The 14,057-nt window shown below is 71.1% G+C and carries 14 protein-coding genes and 1 pseudogene; 10 read left to right on the plus strand and 5 right to left on the minus strand.

Annotation, left to right across the window (positions count from 1 at the left end):
• The first annotated feature begins 33 nt into the window (after window positions 1–33).
• Together GB864_RS10065 and GB864_RS10070 are read left to right on the plus strand one after the other, a co-directional pair.
• Window positions 34–1,167 (plus strand): FAD-dependent monooxygenase, encoded by a 1,134-nt coding sequence (locus GB864_RS10065; RefSeq protein ID WP_160424623.1) that lies wholly within the window; start codon window positions 34–36, stop codon window positions 1,165–1,167.
• Between the two features lie 14 nt (window positions 1,168–1,181).
• Window positions 1,182–2,045: pseudogene (locus GB864_RS10070) on the plus strand (fumarylacetoacetate hydrolase family protein); the annotation flags it as partial.
• 108 nt (window positions 2,046–2,153) lie between these two features.
• Here the strand turns inward: GB864_RS10070 and GB864_RS10075 are convergent.
• Together GB864_RS10075 and GB864_RS10080 are read right to left on the minus strand one after the other, a co-directional pair.
• A complete protein-coding gene (locus GB864_RS10075; RefSeq protein ID WP_236779040.1) occupies window positions 2,154–3,344 on the minus strand; it encodes an alpha/beta hydrolase family protein in 1,191 nt (396 codons plus the stop codon).
• Between the two features lie 43 nt (window positions 3,345–3,387).
• A complete protein-coding gene (locus GB864_RS10080; protein ID WP_160424627.1) occupies window positions 3,388–4,194 on the minus strand; it encodes an SDR family NAD(P)-dependent oxidoreductase in 807 nt (268 codons plus the stop codon).
• A 314-nt stretch (window positions 4,195–4,508) separates the two neighbouring features.
• Between GB864_RS10080 and GB864_RS10085 the strand changes: the two genes are divergently transcribed.
• The 8 genes from GB864_RS10085 to GB864_RS10120 all read left to right on the plus strand — a co-directional run bounded on the left by GB864_RS10085 (window position 4,509) and on the right by GB864_RS10120 (window position 10,392).
• Complete coding sequence (locus GB864_RS10085) at window positions 4,509–5,732, plus strand: MFS transporter (protein ID WP_160424629.1); 1,224 nt, start codon at window positions 4,509–4,511, stop codon at window positions 5,730–5,732.
• A 162-nt stretch (window positions 5,733–5,894) separates the two neighbouring features.
• Window positions 5,895–6,632 carry a CoA transferase subunit A gene (locus GB864_RS10090; RefSeq protein ID WP_160424632.1) on the plus strand — a complete coding sequence of 246 codons (738 nt, stop codon included), beginning with the start codon at window positions 5,895–5,897 and terminating at the stop codon, window positions 6,630–6,632.
• A complete protein-coding gene (locus tag GB864_RS10095) occupies window positions 6,619–7,263 on the plus strand; it encodes a CoA transferase subunit B (protein ID WP_160424634.1) in 645 nt (214 codons plus the stop codon). Before GB864_RS10090 ends, GB864_RS10095 begins: the two co-directional genes overlap by 14 nt.
• Window positions 7,264–7,684: 421 nt before the next feature.
• The gene (locus GB864_RS10100) at window positions 7,685–8,047 is read left to right on the plus strand and encodes a GntR family transcriptional regulator (protein ID WP_160424635.1); all 363 of its coding nucleotides are present in this window, start codon (window positions 7,685–7,687) and stop codon (window positions 8,045–8,047) included.
• Window positions 8,044–8,946 carry an ABC transporter ATP-binding protein gene (locus GB864_RS10105; RefSeq protein WP_160424637.1) on the plus strand — a complete coding sequence of 301 codons (903 nt, stop codon included), beginning with the start codon at window positions 8,044–8,046 and terminating at the stop codon, window positions 8,944–8,946. The genes GB864_RS10100 and GB864_RS10105 overlap by 4 nt, the downstream gene beginning before the upstream one ends.
• On the plus strand, window positions 8,943–9,713 hold the full coding sequence (locus GB864_RS10110; protein WP_160424639.1) for a hypothetical protein: 771 nt from the start codon (window positions 8,943–8,945) through the stop codon (window positions 9,711–9,713). The genes GB864_RS10105 and GB864_RS10110 overlap by 4 nt, the downstream gene beginning before the upstream one ends.
• A 104-nt stretch (window positions 9,714–9,817) precedes the next feature.
• On the plus strand, window positions 9,818–10,156 hold the full coding sequence (locus GB864_RS10115) for a chorismate mutase (RefSeq protein WP_160424641.1): 339 nt from the start codon (window positions 9,818–9,820) through the stop codon (window positions 10,154–10,156).
• Entirely contained in the window at window positions 10,153–10,392 is a 240-nt protein-coding gene (locus GB864_RS10120) for a hypothetical protein (RefSeq protein WP_160424643.1), read from the plus strand. Before GB864_RS10115 ends, GB864_RS10120 begins: the two co-directional genes overlap by 4 nt.
• A gap of 27 nt (window positions 10,393–10,419) precedes the next feature.
• On the opposite strand, the gene GB864_RS10125 is transcribed toward GB864_RS10120, so the two are convergent.
• The 3 genes from GB864_RS10125 to GB864_RS10135 form a co-directional block, all read right to left on the minus strand.
• Window positions 10,420–11,598 (minus strand): cation:proton antiporter, encoded by a 1,179-nt coding sequence (locus GB864_RS10125; protein WP_160424646.1) that lies wholly within the window; start codon window positions 11,596–11,598, stop codon window positions 10,420–10,422.
• Between the two features lie 19 nt (window positions 11,599–11,617).
• The gene (locus GB864_RS10130) at window positions 11,618–12,112 is read right to left on the minus strand and encodes a cation:proton antiporter regulatory subunit (protein ID WP_160424648.1); all 495 of its coding nucleotides are present in this window, start codon (window positions 12,110–12,112) and stop codon (window positions 11,618–11,620) included.
• Between the two features lie 132 nt (window positions 12,113–12,244).
• Window positions 12,245–13,822, minus strand: coding sequence for a Mur ligase family protein (locus tag GB864_RS10135; protein WP_160424649.1), 1,578 nt, complete (start codon window positions 13,820–13,822; stop codon window positions 12,245–12,247).
• Between the last annotated feature and the right edge of the window lie 235 nt (window positions 13,823–14,057).

Genomic DNA, 14,057 nt, shown 5'->3' on the forward strand with positions numbered 1-14,057 from the left:
GGGCATCCATCTGAGAACAAGGAGGTTCCTCACATGACCGCAGTATCCAAGGTCGCGATCGCCGGCAGCGGCGCCGCCGCGCTCGCCGCCGCCATCCCGCTCGCCGAAGCCGGCGTCGCCGTCGACGTCTTCGAGCTCAAGACCGAGACGTCCACGCTCGGCTCGGGCATCACCCTGCAGGGCAACGCCCTGCGCGCACTGCACCGCCTCGGCGTCTGGGACGCCGTGCAGAAGCGGGGCTACACCTTCGAGGGCCTCACCCTCCGCGCCCCCGGCCCCGGCGCCCCGGTGATCGCCGAGCTGCCCGAGATCAAGACGGGCGGCGCCGACTTCCCCGCGTGCATGGGCATGTACCGGCCCGACCTCGCCCGCATCCTCGTCGACCGCGCGCTCGAGGTCGGCGTGCGCATCCACTACGGGTCCAAGGTCACCGGCGTGCGCCAGACCGACACCGGCGTGCTCGTCGACGTCGGCGGTGCCCCGGTCGGCGAGTTCGACCTGCTCATCGGCGCCGACGGCCTCCACTCGACGGTGCGGCACCTCATCGGCATCGAGACGAAGCCGGAACCGACCGGCATGGGCATCTGGCGGGCGTTCGTGCGCCGCCCCGCGGAGGTCACCCAGTCGCAGCTCTACTACGGCGGCCCGATGTACATCGCCGGCTACACGCCGACCGGCGAGGACACCTGCTACGCCTTCCTCGTCGAAGACGCCCAGGACCGCTTCGACGTCCCGACCGAGGACGCCGTCGAACTCATGCGTGCGGCGTCCGCCGCGTACGGCGGCCCGTGGGAGGAGATCCGTGCCTCGCTCGGCGCCGACTCGCGCGTGAACTACACCTGGTTCACCTCGCACCTCGTCGAGGGGGCGTGGAACCGCGGACGCACCGTCGTCATCGGCGACGCCGCCCACTCCTGCCCGCCGACCGTCGCCCAGGGGGCCGCCCAGGCGCTGGAGGACGGCACGGTGCTCGCCGAGCTCCTGCTCGCCGCCGACGCCGTCGACGAGGGACTCTGGGCCGAGTTCCACGCGCGCCGAGTGCCGCGTGCCAGCGCCGTCGTCGAGGCGAGCGTGCAGCTCGGGAAGTGGCAGCTCGAGCACAACCGCGACGCCGACGCGGCCGGCCTCATCTTCGGCATCTCGCAGCAGATGGCGGTGCCCGCGTGAGGATCGGGCGCTGGATGCTCGCCGGCGCGCCGGGCGAGGGCTTCATCGAGGATGACGGCGTCGTGCCGTTCCCCGATGGGCTCGCGGTCGCAGACGTGCTGCGGCTCGGGCTCGCCGCCCTCCCCGGCATCCGCAAGCGGGCCGGCGACCCGGTCGCCCGGCTGGACGAGGTCGTCCTGCGCGCGCCGCTCGTTCCCGCGAGCGTGCGCGACTTCGTCGCGTTCGAAGAGCATGTCGCAGGCGTCAGCGCCGGCATCGAGGGCACGTCGGACGTGCCGGCCGAGTGGTACGAGGCGCCGACGTTCTACTTCACGAACCCGCACACGATCCTCGGCCCCGGCGAGGCCGTCGCCCCTCCCGTCACCGAACGGCTCGACTACGAACTCGAGGTCGCGGCCGTCATCGGCGGCCCCGACGGAGCGAACCTCGACGTGGCCGGCGCGGCCGAGGCGATCTACGGGTACACGATCATGAACGACTGGTCCGCCCGAGACCTCCAGGGCCGCGAGATGAAGGTGCGCCTGGGGCCCTGCAAGGGCAAGGACTTCGGCACGTCGCTCGGTCCCTGGATCGTCACCGCGGACGAACTCGAGCCGTATCTCGATGCGGACGGCTTCCTCGCACTGCACGCGGAGGTGTTCGTCAACGGGCAGCGCTACGGCGAGGACCTCCTCTCGAACATGGGCTGGCCGTTCCCCGAACTCGTCGCCTACGCCTCGCGGAACTCGCGGGTCGTCGCCGGCGACGTGCTCGGCTCCGGCACGGTCGGCAACGGCGGATGCCTCGGGGAGCTCTGGGGCCTCGCGGGCGGACTCACGCCGCCGCCGCTGCAGGTCGGCGACGAGGTGCGGATGCTCGTGGAGGGGATCGGCGAACTCGTCGGCACGGTGGGGGATCCGGTCGCCTCCCCGTCGCTGCCCGCGGCCCGAGCGCGTTCGCGTCCACTCGCGGGCCCGGCCGGCGCTGTTGCACCGACCGGGCGCCCGTCAGGCGGTCGCTGCCGCGCGTTCGGGGAACGCCCCGGTCGCGAGTTCCCCGAACGTCTCCGCGACCCAGTCGGCGATGATGCTCGCCACGTAGGCCATGTGGTCGATGGAGATGTGCTCGGTGCCGCCCTCGGGGTCGTCGAAGATCCGCAGTTCCCGTTTCGGCGAGTCGACGGCCTGCTCGTAGGTCTCATGCGCGTACTTCACGGGGATCTGGCGGTCGTTCGCGCCGTGCGTGATGAACAGCGGGGCGGTGATCCGCTCGGCGACGCCGTTCAGGTGCATCCCCTTCGTCTTCTCGAAGAAGTCGTCGAGGTCGGCGGCGCCCCAGACCCACTTGACGTGGTCCCAGTAGTGCGGAACCGGGTTCTCGCCCTCGCGGTTGCGACGCGCCTGCTGCACCGCGGCCCAGTCGTGGTTGGCGCCCCACGCGACGCCGAGCTTCAGCCGCGGTTCGAAGGCGAGGGCGCGGGGCGCGTAGTAGCCGCCGAGCGACCAGCCGACGATTCCGATGGCGTCGGGGTCGACTGCGAGGGCCTCGGCGTTCGCCTCGAGCCAGTCGATGATCGCACCCGCCCACACCTCGGTGTCGTAGCGGGCGGTGAGGCCACGGAGCCGGAGGGCTTCGCCCGAGCCCGGGGTGTCGACCATGAGCGTCGAGACGCCGCGCTCAGCGAGCATCCGTGGGAAGCCCGAGTAGAACATCATCTCCTTCGTCGAATCCAGGCCGTTCCACTGGATGACGACCGGGTGCGGTCCCTCGCCTGGCGCGCGGTAGAAGTAGCCGGGGAGCGAAGCATCCTCGAACGGGATCTCGACCGTCGTGAGCGGGACGCCGCTCAGTTCGACGTGCTTGAGCAGCAGGTCGATCGACTTCTGATAGGCGGCGTTGCGTCCGGGCCAGAACGGCGACTGGAGGCGCTCCGCCTGGGAGGTGTAGAGCGAGGCTCGGTAGTAGGTCTCGCCGGCGCCGATGCGACGGCCGCGGGCTTCGTCGTCCTCGGCCTTCGCGACGAGTCGGTCGGCGACGGCCTCCCACGCCGCGTAGAGCTCTTCGGTGCCGGCGTCGTCACCCCGCTGCGAAGCCAGGAGGACGGGCTTGCAGGCCCGGTCGACCTCGTCGATGAGGCCGCCGCAGTTGAGCGCGGCGACGGGCGCCATGCTCCACACGTAGTTGTCGGGGAAATACATGAACACTGAGGTCTTCTCCTGGTGCGTTGAAACGGTGATCTGGTCAAGCTGTGGGGGATGACGCGGCGATGCGGTCGGCGAGATACTTCGCACCGGCCGACGACGCGAAGCCGCCGTCGACCGGGATCTCGGCGCCGGTGAGGTAGCTCGCGGCATCGGAGAGCAGGAACGCGACGAGGGTTGCGACTTCATTCGCGAGCCCGGTGCGTTCGAGGGGCGTCAAGGCGATCTGCGCCTCGCGCATCACTGCAGGTGCGGTCGCCGTCATGTCGGTTTCGATGAAGCCGGGATGCACGATGTTGACGCGGATGCCGCGCGGGCCGAGCTCGGTCGCCGCCGAATGGGTGAGGCCGCGAAGGGCCCACTTCGAGGTCGTGTAGGCGACCGGGTAGTGGCCGTTGAGCGCGGCGATCGACCCGATGTTGACGATGGAGGATCCGGCTGCCATCAGCGGCGCGAGCGTGCGGATGCCGAGCATCGCACCGCTCACGTTGACAGCCAACACGCGGTTCCAGTCGCCTTCGTCGACCTCGAGGATCCGAGAGCGCCACGTGATGCCGGCGTTGTTCACGAGACCGCGGAGCGGGAGGGACTCGCGCTCGAGCTCGCCGGCGAGGTCCCTCCACGCACGGGAGTCGGTGACATCCAGGCGGCGGTATCGCAGTCCCGTCCCGCGGAGGGCGGCCGGGGTAGCTGCACTCAGATCGGTGGCGACGACCCGAGCCCCGGCCGAGTCGAGGAGGAGCGCTGCGGCCGCTCCCTGGCCGCCGGCGGCGCCGGTGACCACGATGGTGCGACCAGTGAGTTCCGGAATCGCGCGGGTCGAGTCGGCGAGGTCAGATTCCGACATTCGCGCCTCCGTCCGATACGGCGACGGCGCCGTACCGGATTCGACGCTAAGCGTGCCGTGCACATCAGGGAACGTGAGATGAATGATGCCGCGCATCGACCGCATTTGTATGCGAGCCGGACTGCAACCATCCATCCCGATCAGCAGCAGAGGCCAAGGGAGTGGTGGACATCGACGCCGTCGATGCGCGCATCAGCGATGCGCGGTTTCCGGACGGGCGCCCCACGGCTTCACTGAGCGTGCCGCGTCCCGGAGGCGCGCCGCGGTCGCACCGTCGCGATCGCGCCACGACGAACTCGATGGAGAGACACGTCATGACCGAAACGTCCGTCGCCGCCCCCGCCGGCACCCGCCGAGCCGGCGTCTGGCAGGCCGTCCTGCTGCTCGCCGGCAGCTGCATGCCGGTGCTCGGCTCAGTGCTCATCACCCCGGTGCTGCCCCAGCTGTCGGAGCACTTCGCCGCCGTGCCGGGCGCCGAGGTGCTCGTGCCGATGATCGTCGCGATCCCGGCTCTGATGATCGCGCTCTTCGCTCCCTTCGCGGGCCAGATCGTCGACCGGCTCGGCCGCAAGACGCTGTTGATCGTCGCGATGATCGCGTACGCCGTCGTCGGCACCGCTCCCGCGTGGCTCGACGCGCTGCCGGCGATCCTCGTCAGCCGCGTGTGCGTCGGCGTGTTCGAGGCCGCCATCATGACGGTCTGCACGACGCTCATCGTCGACTACTTCCACGAGGAACGCCGTCGCAACCGCTACCTCGGGATCCAGACCGTCGTGACCACGCTCGCCGCCACGGTGTTCATCGCGCTCGGCGGCGCGCTCGGCGTCGGGGGCTGGCACACGCCGTTCTGGGTCTACGCCATCAGCCTCGTGATCGCGGTGCCGATGATCTTCTCGCTCTGGGAACCGAACCCGGTCGAGACCGGCGAAGCGAAGGCGGGCGAGCCGGCCGCGACGGTGCGCGTCCCGTGGGGCCGCATCGGGGTTCCGCTGCTCGTCACCCTCTTCGGCGGCTTCACGTTCTACGTCCTCATCATCGAACTCAGCTATCTCATCGTCGGCACCGGCGTCGCCGCGACCGACACTGCCGTCATCGGTGGCGTCGCGGCCATCGCCTCGCTCGCGACCGCGATCGGCGGTCTGCTCTTCGCGCGACTCATCCGATTCCGACACGGTGTGCTCATCCCGGTCGCGTTCGCACTCCAGGCAGTCGGCATGCTGACGATCTGGGCGGCACCGGTCGTGCCCGGCATCGTCGCCGGCGCGATCATCGCCTCGTTCGGGTCGGGCCTCCTGCTGCCCTCGCTCGTGACTTGGGTGATCGCGGCTGCGCAGTTCGGAGACCGCGGGCGTGTCACCGGATGGTGGACCTCGGCGTTCTTCTTCGGTCAGTTCCTCACGCCGATCCTCATCGGCATCCTGGCTGCGGCACTCGGCGGCCTCCCCGCTGCCGTCGGCGTCGTCGGCGTCGCGGCGGTCCTGGTGGGTGCGTGCGTCCTCGTCGCCCTTCGCCGTCCGGTCGCCGAGCCGGTCGCCTGACGCCATACGAAGCGTGAACGCGGGGGCGTCGCCGTCCCCGCGTTCGCGATCGCGACCGTCAGGATCGCGAATCCGGATGCGCGGTATCACCGCGACGAGCATCGATTCAACCGCCCGAGCCGACGGGCGTGGGCAGGCTTGAGCACGACACGAGGGAGTGAGATGACGGACAAGACCCAACCGAGTGCGGCCGACGCGCTCTCCGGCTTGGTCGCCGACGGCATGACGATCGCGGTCGGCGGGTTCGGGCTGTCGGGCATCCCGACGAACCTGATCCGGGCGCTGGCCGACACCGGGGTTCGGGACCTCACGGTCGTGAGCAACAACATGGGCGTCGACGGCAAGGGCCTGGGCATCCTGCTCGAGAACGGGCAGGTGCGCAAGGTGCTCTCCTCGTACGTGGGGGAGAACCGGCTGTTCGCCGAGCAGTACCTCTCCGGCGAGCTCGAGGTCGAGTTCGTGCCGCAGGGCACGCTCGCCGAGCGGCTGCGTGCCGGCGGCGCAGGCATCCCGGCCTTCTACACGCCGACCGGCGTCGGCACCCCCGTCGCAGACGGCAAGCCGGAGGCGGACTTCGACGGCACACGGGCGATCCTGGAGCGTGGCATCGTCGCCGATCTCGCCCTCGTGCGCGCCTGGCGGGCGGATCGGGCGGGCAACCTCCGCTACCGGCTCACGGCCCGCAACTTCAACCCGCTCGTCGCGGCCGCGGGCCGGCTCACGGTCGTGGAGGCCGAGGAGATCCTCGACGAGCCGATCGCCCCCGACGACATCCACACCCCGGGCATCTTCGTGCAGCGGCTCGTCGCCGTCGCCGACCCCGTCAAGGACATCGAACAGCGCACGGTCCGCCCCCGCGCGATCGTCGAGGACAAGGAATCCGCCCATGTGGACGCGTGACGAGATGGCCGCCATCGCGGCCAGGGACCTGCAGGACGGCGACTACGTCAACCTCGGCATCGGCATCCCGACCCTGGTGGCCAACAACCTGCCCGACGGCGTCCAGGTGACGCTGCAGTCCGAGAACGGCATCCTCGGCATGGGGCCCTTCCCTCTCGAGGGCGAGGAGGACGCCGACCTCATCAACGCCGGCAAGCAGACCGTGACGCTGCTGCCGGGCGCCTCCGTGTTCGACTCGGCGACGAGCTTCGGGATGATCCGCGGCGGCCACGTCGCCACCGCGATCCTCGGCGCGCTGCAGGTCTCGCAGTTCGGCGACCTCGCGAACTGGCAGATCCCCGGCAAGCTCGTCAAGGGCATGGGCGGCGCCATGGATCTGGTCGCCGGCACTCCGCACGTGATCGTCGTCACCGAGCACGTCGCCAAGGACGGCACCCCGAAGATCGTCGCCGCCTGCGACCTGCCGCTCACCGGCGTCGCCTGCGTGGACCGCATCGTCAGCGATCGCGCCGTCTTCGACGTGGATGCCTCGACGGGGCTGACCCTCGTCGAGCTCGCACCCGGCGAGAGCGTCGACGGGCTCCGGGAACTGACCGGTGCGACCTTCGCAGTTGCGAGCCGGCTGACGTAGGGTCCGCTGCTCGCTCGCCGGTCGAGTAGCGACGCAGTGCTGCGCGCTCGTTGGTCGAGTAGCGACGCAGTCGCGTATCGAGACCCGGTGCCCCGGTCTCGATACGGCGCTGCACGCTCGCTGGTCGAGTAGCGACGCAGTCGCGTATCGAGACCTGGTACGTCGGTCTCGATACGGCTGCGCGCCGACTCGACCGGCGGAGGGATGGACGTTCGGCGGCGCCCGTTTGCGGGGTCTCGATACGGCGCTGCGCGCCGACTCGACCGGCGAACGCGCCTACTCGACCGGCGAACACGCGCCGACTCGACCGGCGAACGCGCGGACGATCGGCGCGCCCGCGTCCGGGCGGGGGTTGACACGTGCGCTCAAGGATGGTTGGTTAGTCAGTGAAGTAACTAACCAATGAACCGGAGGACCAGGCGTGGACGAATCGCGACCGATCTTCCTGCAGATCGCCGAATCGATCGAGAACGACATCATCTCGGGCGAGCTGGCCGAGGGATCCCAGATCCCCTCGATCAACGAGTTCGCGGCGTTCCATCGCATCAATCCGGCGACTGCGTTGAAAGGGGTGACGAGGCTCGTGGATGACGGAACCGTCGAGAAGCGACGCGGCATCGGGATGTTCGTGACGGTCGGGGCCAGATCCCGGCTCGTCGCCCGGCGCCGCGACGGCTTCGCCGCCGAGTACGTGCGACCCCTGCTCGTCGAGGCCGACAAGCTCGGCATCGACATCGACGAACTCGCGGGCATGCTCCGCGAAGAGAGGACCAAGGCATCATGACCACCGTGGCCCGAACCCGCGGCCTCACCAAGCGCTACGGGAGCTTCACCGCGCTCGACTCCGTCGACGTGTCCTTCACCGAGCACCGCATCTACGGACTGCTCGGCCGCAACGGCGCCGGCAAGACCACGCTCATGCAGCTGCTCACGGGGCAGCTCTTCGCCTCCGAGGGCGAGATCGAGGTCTTCGGCCGCACGCCCGTCGAGCACTCCGACGTGCTGCGCCGGCTCTGCTTCATCGCCGAGTCGCAGCGCTACCCCGAGGACTTCAAGCCCTCCCACGTGTTCAAGATCGCGCCGTCGTTCTTCGAGCACTGGGACGCCGAGTTCGCCGAGCGGCTCATCGCCGACTTCCGGCTGCCGCTGAACCGCCGCATCAAGAAGCTCTCGCGCGGCCAGCTCTCGGCGGTCGGCGTCATCGTCGGCCTCGCCTCGCGTGCACCGGTCACGTTCTTCGACGAGCCCTACCTCGGTCTGGACGCGGTGGCACGCCACCTCTTCTACGATCGGCTGCTCGAGGACTATGCCGAGCACCCCCGCACGATCGTGCTCTCGACGCACCTGATCGACGAGGTCGCCAACCTCCTCGAGCACGTCGTGCTCATCGACGAGGGGCGCATCATCCTCGATCAGGATGCCGAGGAGCTGCGCGGCTCGGCCACCACGGTCGCCGGCCCCTCCGCCGCCGTCGAGCAATTCGTCGACGGCCGGGAGGTCATGGCGCGCGACCGCATCGGGGGACTCGCGTCCGCCACGATCGACGGCCGTCTGACGGCGCCGGAGCGCGCCGAGGCCGCCCGCCTCGGCCTCGAGCTCGCCCCGGTGTCGCTCCAGCAGCTCGTCGTCCACCTCACCGGCGGCGCCCTCGCCGCCGAGCAGCAGAAGGAGGCTGCAGCATGACCGCCGTACCGATCTCCGCCGCCGTCGTCCGTGAGGACCGGTTCCGGTTCTCCGACGTCGCGCGGGTCGTCAAGCTCCACTTCGTGAACCCCTCGATCTACTTCGGGGTGCCGTGGCTCATCCTCGGCGGCGCGTGGGCGCTCTCCGTGCTCATCACGCTCATCATCCGCGGCGCGAGCCCGGCCGTCACCGCCGAGGACATGGAGGGGATGCGCAACAGCTGGGCCGTGATCTCGCCCCAGTGGTATCTCGTCGTCGTCGGCGTCCAGGCAGTCGCTTTCACGTTCAACTTCGCCCTCGGGCTGGGGTCGACCCGGCGTGACTACTGGCTCGGCACGTCGCTCGTCTTCCTCGTCGTCGCGGCCGAGATGGCCACCGGCATCGCGCTGCTCGTGCAGCTCGAGCAGGCCACCGGCGGCTGGTGGCTCGGCGCGCACATGTTCGACGCGCTCTGGTTCGGCATCGACGGATTCTGGGTCGACTGGTTCTCCGCGTTCGCTCTGCAGCTCTTCGTGCTCTTCGTCGGCGCGGCGGCGACCACGATCTACCTCCGCTGGCGGATGGCCGGCATGCTCGTCTCCGGCGCCGGCCTGCTCCTGCTCGTCGTCGGCGGCATCGCGATCGCGACCTTCACCGAGACCTGGCCCGAGATCTTCGCCTGGCTCGGAGAGATCGGCATCGTCGGCGTCTTCACCCTCGTGCTCGGGCTGGCCGTCGTCTCGGCCGCGCTCGGCTACGTCGTCATCCGGCGGGCCACTCCGCGCTGATCGACGGATGCCTCGAGGCGCCGGACCCGTTCGGGGCCGGCGCCTCGTCGTCACCCCCCCCGAACGGGAGTGACGGGTCCGGGGCGCGCACTAGGCTCGGGACCATGCCTGACGAGTCACCCGAGGCGACCGCCCTCGCGATGGAGCAGCTGCTGTCCATCCGCGGCAGCATCGACAACATCGACGCCGCGCTCATCCACCTCCTCGCGGAGCGGTTCAAGTTCACGCAGCAGGTCGGCCGGCTCAAGGCGGCCTACGGCCTGCCGGCGAGCGACCCGGCCCGCGAGCAGCGCCAGGTGGCCCGGCTCCGGGAACTCGCGATCGACGCGCACCTCGACCCGGCCTTCGCCGAGAAGTGGTTCAACTTCGTCGTCGCCGAGGTCATCCAGCACCACGAGGAGATCGCGGCGGAGGAGTCCGGCGCGGACGGCGCCCGCTCGTGAGCGAACTGCGCGACTCCGCCCGGCGGAGCATCCCGGCCCTCGCGCGATTCGCCCTCGCGGTGGGCCTCATCCTCGGCGCCACGGGCCTCGTGACGGCCCGCTGGGGCATGCTGCTCGTCGGCGTCGTGTTCGTGGTCCTGTCGCTCGCCGCGGGCTTCCGCGCCAAGGCCATGGCCCGTCGGCGCGCAGCCGAGCAGTCGGCGGCGGCCGCGCAGCAGGCCGCCATCACGCGCTGAGTCGACGCCCGGAGCCGCGGCCGCAGATCAGCGGCGCACGAGCGCGCGCTGCCGCATCCGCGCCTTGAACCACTTGGTGTCGGTGATGCGCGCCGCGAACGAGCCGACGAGGATCGTGATGAGCACGTACGCCGTCGCGAGCGGCGCCAGTTCGGGCACGGCGCCCGCGCCGACCGCGAGCCCCGCGATGACGACCGAGAACTCGCCGCGCGCGACCAGCACGAGGCCGGAGCGCCAGCGGCCCGGGACGCCGATGCCCGCGCGCCTCGCGGCGAGGTAGCCCGTCAGCACCTTCGTGGCCATCGTCACGATCGCGAGCACCACGGCCGGCAGCAGCACGGCGAGGAGCTGCCCGGCATCGGTCGTGAGGCCGAAGAAGACGAAGAACATCGCGGCGAAGAGGTCGCGCAGCGGCGTCAGCACCGACTCGGCCTCGCGGGCCACGCGCCCCGACAGCGCGATGCCGACGAGGAACGCGCCGACCGCGCCCGAGACCTGCGCGCCCTCCGCGAGGCCGGCGACGAGCATCGTGAGGCCGAGCACGCCGAGCAGCAGCGACTCCTGGTGCTCGGCCGAGAACAGCCGAGAGACGACGTGCCCCCACTTGAAGGCGACGAAGAGGATGAGCAGCACGACGCCGACGGCGATGCCGACGCTGATCGCGCCCTGCCAGAGGCTCACGCCGACCGCGACGGCGGTGAGCACGGGCAGGTAGAACGCCATCGCCAGGTCTTCGATCACGAGGATCGACAGCACGGCGGGCGTCTCGCGGTTGGAGACGCGGCCGAGGTCGCGCAGCACCTTCGCGATGACGCCCGACGACGAGACCCACGTCACGCCCGCGAGCGCGACGGCGCCGAGCGGACCCCAGCCGAGGAGGAGCGCCATGACGGCGCCCGGCAGGGCGTTGAGGAGGAAGTCGATCGCGCCCGCGTACTTGGACTGGCGCAGGTTCGAGACGAGCTCGGCCGGGCTGTACTCGAGTCCGAGCAGGGCGAGCAGCAGCAGCACGCCGATGTCGGCGCCGGTCTCGAAGAACTCGTGCGCCTCGTGCAGCGGCAGCAGCCCGCCCGTGCCGAAGGCGAGGCCGAAGAGCAGGTAGAGGGGGATGGGCGAGAGCCCGATCCGGGCCGCGAGCCGGCCGAGGAGGCTCATCCCGAGCAGCACGGCGCCGATCTCGATGAGGATCAGGGTGCCGTCGTCCATGCGGTCGGGGAGTCTCGGTTCAGTCGGGGCCGTTGGAGAGCAGTCGACCGGCCGCTTCGAGTCCGTCGCGGGTGCCGACTGCCACGATGATATCGCCGCCGCGGAGCACCTCGGCCGGCGTCGGCGACGGGACCACTCCGCCGTCGCGCACGATCGCCACGATCGAGACCCGCGTGCGCGTGCGCACCTTGGTGTCGCCGAGGGGGCGGTTCAGGTACGGGGAGTCGGGTGCGAGCTCGAGCTGCTCGGTGTAGAGGCCCGAGGTCGAGTCGGTGAGCGCGGTCAGCCGGCTGACGGCGACCGAGGTGCCGAGCAGGTCGGCCAGGGCCTCGGCCTCGTCCTCGGTGATCGCGATGGAGTCGCGGCAGGCGTCGGGATCCTCGACGTCGAAGATGCCGAGATTGCGCTCGCCGTCGCGGTACGCCACGACGCTGAGGCGTCGTCCGCTCTCGGTCACGAGGTCGTGCCGCGTGCCGATACCAGGCAGGTCGACCTTCTCGATTCGAATCGTCACGAGCGTCCACCATACGCCGATTTCCCGGGGGCTGAGGATGCCTCGGGCTTCACGTTCGGCGAGCGTGAAGCCGGCGCTCAGGATGCCTCGCGGCGACGCGCGCGCTCGCCGCGAGGCAACCGTCGGGACGGTTCAGTACGCCGTCGCCGTCGCGAGGTTCTCGCTCGCGCCGAAGCCGTGCTCGACGAGCGCGGCGCGCGCCTCGGCCTTGGCCGAGTACGGGGTCTTGACGCCCTCGATGTCGCGGTAGTTCTGGTGACCGGGGCCCGCCCAGAGGATCGAGTCGCCCGGCTGCACGTGGCGCATCGCCTCGCGGATCGCCTGCTTCGGGTCGGCGACCTCGAGCACCGGGAAGCCCGGCTTGTGCTCGCGCGCCGCGCGCACCAGGGTCGCGCGGATCGACGCCGGGTCCTCGAAGCGCGGGTGGTGGTCGGTGACGATGAGCAGGTCGCTGCCGTCGACGGCCGCACGGGCCATGTCGGGGCGCTTGATCTTGTCGCGGTCGCCGTCGGCGCCGAACACCATGACGACCTTGCCCGGCGTGACCGCGCGCACGGCCGCGAGGGACTTCGCGAACGCGTCGGGCGAGTGGCCGAAGTCGACGTAGACGCCCGGGCTCGCGTCGTCCGAGACCTTCTCGATGCGGCCCGGGAGGTACATGCGGATGCCGCCGTCGCGGCCGAGCGCCGCGGCGATGCCGGCGCCGTCGACGCCGCCGGCGATGAGCATCGCGATCGCGAGGCCGGCGTTGGCGGCCATGTGGTCGCCGAGCACCGGCACGCTCGACTCGACGACGGTCTGGCCGGAGCGCGAGAGGCGGAAGCCCGTGCGGCCCGGTTCGCGCGAGACGACCTCGATGAGCCAGTCGGCCGCGGCGGCCGGGTCGGCCGAGATCGATTCGGCCGGGATGCCCGAGGTGGCGAACAGTTCGGCGCCGGCCGGGGTGTCGAGGGAGACGACGGCGCGGGAGCCGTGCTGGGGGGTGAAGAGCGGCCGCTTCGCGTCGAGGTAGGCCGTCATCGTGCCGTAGTCGTCGAGGTGGTCGTGGCTGAGGTTCGTGAAGCCCACGACGTCGAAGACGACGCCGTCGACCCGGTGGCGGCTGAGCGCCTGCGCGCTCACCTCGACGGCCGCGGCCTCGACGCCGGCCTCGTTCATGAGGGCGAGCAGGGCGTGCAGCTCGCTCGCCTCGGGCGTCGTGAGCCCGCTGACGACCTCGAGGTCGCGCACGTGCCGCTCGGCCGTCGAGCTGAGGCCCGAGGGGATGCCGAGCTGGCGCAGGATCGCCTCGATCATGTGCACGACCGACGTCTTGCCGTTCGTGCCGGTGACGGCGAACAGCTTCGGACGGTGCACGTCGGTGCCGAAGACGGCCGCGGCGACGTCGCCGAGACGGTCGCGGGGGCTGTCGACGATCAGCACGGGCAGGCCGGTCGCGCTCGCGAGCTCGAATCCGGCCTCGTCGGTGAGGACGGCGCCGGCGCCGGCCGCTGCGGCCGCGGCCGCGAACTCGGCGCCGTGGCGGTTCGCGCCGGGGATCGCGACGAAGAGCTCGCCGGGACGGAGATCCTTGGTCGAGACCGCGACGCCGGAGATCGTCGTGTCGAGGTCGCCGCGCACCTGGATGGCGGGCACGGCGGCCGCCAGCTCGCCGAGTGAGCGAGGGCGGACGGACTCCGGGCGGAGCCCGTGCGTTTCAACGGGGGGCATCCCACCAGATTACCGAGTGCGCCTCGGCTCCGGTGCGCCGAAGGGCGGATCCGTGGAGGGCGCGGCCGCGGCGGCGGACGACGGGATGCAGGATGGGGGGATGAGCGAGCCCGACGAGCCCCCGGCGACCGTCCCGGCGACCGCCGGCGGGGCCGACGCCGCGCCCGAGGCCGCTCCCGTCGACGCCGCCCTCGCACTGGCCCGGGAGGCCGCCGCGCGGCTCCGCGAAGCCGGC

It is taken from the genome of Agromyces seonyuensis, assembly GCF_009789225.1.
Lineage (GTDB): Bacteria > Actinomycetota > Actinomycetes > Actinomycetales > Microbacteriaceae > Agromyces > Agromyces seonyuensis.

Bases quoted from the DNA above. Each gene is read 5' to 3' on its own strand.
- GB864_RS10105 (WP_160424637.1), top strand. From the start codon at position 8,044: ATGACCACCGTGGCCCGAACCCGCGGCCTCACCAAGCGCTACGGGAGC.
- GB864_RS10095 (WP_160424634.1), top strand. From the start codon at position 6,619: ATGTGGACGCGTGACGAGATGGCCGCCATCGCGGCCAGGGACCTGCAG.
- GB864_RS10075 (WP_236779040.1), bottom strand. From the start codon at position 3,344: ATGTATTTCCCCGACAACTACGTGTGGAGCATGGCGCCCGTCGCCGCG.
- GB864_RS10135 (WP_160424649.1), bottom strand. From the start codon at position 13,822: ATGCCCCCCGTTGAAACGCACGGGCTCCGCCCGGAGTCCGTCCGCCCT.
- GB864_RS10090 (WP_160424632.1), top strand. From the start codon at position 5,895: ATGACGGACAAGACCCAACCGAGTGCGGCCGACGCGCTCTCCGGCTTG.
- GB864_RS10125 (WP_160424646.1), bottom strand. From the start codon at position 11,598: ATGGACGACGGCACCCTGATCCTCATCGAGATCGGCGCCGTGCTGCTC.
- GB864_RS10115 (WP_160424641.1), top strand. From the start codon at position 9,818: ATGCCTGACGAGTCACCCGAGGCGACCGCCCTCGCGATGGAGCAGCTG.
- GB864_RS10065 (WP_160424623.1), top strand. From the start codon at position 34: ATGACCGCAGTATCCAAGGTCGCGATCGCCGGCAGCGGCGCCGCCGCG.
- GB864_RS10085 (WP_160424629.1), top strand. From the start codon at position 4,509: ATGACCGAAACGTCCGTCGCCGCCCCCGCCGGCACCCGCCGAGCCGGC.
- GB864_RS10110 (WP_160424639.1), top strand. From the start codon at position 8,943: ATGACCGCCGTACCGATCTCCGCCGCCGTCGTCCGTGAGGACCGGTTC.
- GB864_RS10080 (WP_160424627.1), bottom strand. From the start codon at position 4,194: ATGTCGGAATCTGACCTCGCCGACTCGACCCGCGCGATTCCGGAACTC.